At 72.6% G+C, this 518-nt stretch carries 1 protein-coding gene; it reads right to left on the bottom strand.

Annotated features, from left to right (window positions below; all coding sequences use genetic code 11):
- The coding region (locus AC27KI_RS27090) for a HAMP domain-containing protein (protein ID WP_487117008.1) at positions 1-518 on the bottom strand (518 nt) is incomplete at both ends.

Below are 518 nucleotides of genomic sequence, written 5' to 3'. Positions count from 1 at the left end.
AAGGCGATGCCGTCGATCACCGCGACGATGTCCGCGATGCGGCGCGAGCTGCCCGCGATCTCCTGCATCGTCGCCACCACCTCGCCGACCGCCGCGCCGCCGCGCTGGGCCACCGCCATGCTGCTGGCGGCCAGCTGGTTGGCCTGGCGCGCGCTGTCGGCGTTCTGCTTCACGGTGGACGACAGCTGCTCCATGCTGGCGGCGGTTTCCTCCAGCGACGCGGCCTGCTGCTCGGTGCGCCCGCTCAGGTCGCCGTTGCCCAGCGCGATCTCGCGCGAGCCGGTGTGGATCTCCTCCACGCCCTGGCGCACCTGCGTGACCATGCGCGCCAGGCCCTCCTGCATGGTGCGCGCGGCGCCCATCAGGCGGCCGATCTCGTTGGACGAGCGCACCTCGATGCGCGTGGTGAGGTCGCCCTGGGCGACCTTTTCCAGCAGCGCGCCGGCGTCGTCCAGCGGCGCCAGCACGTTGCGGCGGATGAACAGCCAGCACAGGACCGCCAGCACCACGCCCACCAC

This window comes from Acidovorax sp. KPB24-03, from assembly GCF_057546605.1.
This window is presented reverse-complemented; position numbering and strand designations above follow the sequence as displayed.